The organism is Arenimonas sp., assembly GCF_019459675.1.
Taxonomy (GTDB): domain Bacteria; phylum Pseudomonadota; class Gammaproteobacteria; order Xanthomonadales; family Xanthomonadaceae; genus Arenimonas.
This window is the reverse complement of sequence record NZ_JAIBFH010000018.1, coordinates 1-1,043: the sequence shown is the minus strand read 5'-3', so window position 1 is coordinate 1,043 and position 1,043 is coordinate 1. Positions and strand designations below refer to the sequence as shown.

At 75.2% G+C, this 1,043-nt stretch carries 1 protein-coding gene; it reads right to left on the bottom strand.

Features of this window, described 5'->3' with window-relative positions:
- Positions 1-1,043: RnfABCDGE type electron transport complex subunit C (locus K0M70_RS00690; protein ID WP_290777941.1), on the bottom strand; the 1,043-nt coding region annotated here is incomplete at both ends.

The window sequence follows — 1,043 nt, the reverse complement described above, 5'->3', positions numbered from 1 at the left end:
GGGAGCCTGCTGCGGGGCGGGGCTGGGGCGGGGGCTGGCGCCGCTGGGTATGCTGGGCTTTCGGGGCTCGGGGTGGGTGCCCGCCTCGGCCGACAGCACCAGCACGCAGTTGTCCTGCTTGCCCAGCGGGAAGTCGTCGTGCGGCAGCGCCTGGCCCATCATCGGGCCGCCCAGCACAAGCCGCACCGCGGCCTCGGTGTAGCCGCCCGCCTGTGCCACCACATGCGCCACCGATGTTCCCAGCGGCACCACGAAGTTGCCGGGCTGCGCCACGCCGGGCCCGGTCACCGTGACCACCCGCGAAACCAGCGCTTCACCCTGCGTCACCGCAAGCCAGGCGGCGCGGGCCGTGGCGACGTTCTGCACGATCACGCCGATGTCGCGCGGCAGGCGCCCGCGCGGCACCTCCTGCCCGGTCAGGACCTGTATCAGCTGGCGTTCGCCGCCCTGGGGGTAGACGGTCGGCACGGCCACCACTTCCACGGCGCCGTCGCCTTGGGACGCCGTTGCGGCGCGCGCGGCCGCAAGCGCCTGGATCATCGTGTCCTCGATCGCCAGCAGCACGCGGCTGGCGCCCACCATGCGCGCCAGCAGTCGGCCACCGCGAACCACGTCGTCGGCGTGCTCGCGCAGCAGCGCGTCGTCGCAGGCGATCCACGGCTCGCACTCGGCGCCGTTGAGCACCAGCAGGTCGCGCGCCACCGACAGCTTTCCGGCGGTGGGGAAGCCGGCGCCGCCCAGCCCGACCAGCCCCGCCGCCGCCAGGCGTTCGCGCAGCGCAGTCGGGTCGCTGGCCTGCCAGTCCATCGGGGCAAGCCGCTGCGGCGGTGGCGCGGCGCTGGTTTCAAGGCTGACGTGGACGGCTTCAAGGCCGGGGAAGCGGGCCAGTGCACGTGGCGCCACCGCCAGCACGCGTCCCGCGCAGGGCGAATGCACGTCTGCGCTGACGTCACCGTCGGCGACGCCGATTCGCTGGCCCGCGGCCACCGTTTCGCCCACCGCCACGCAGGCCTGCGCCGGCGTGGGGGGGGGGGGGGGGGGGG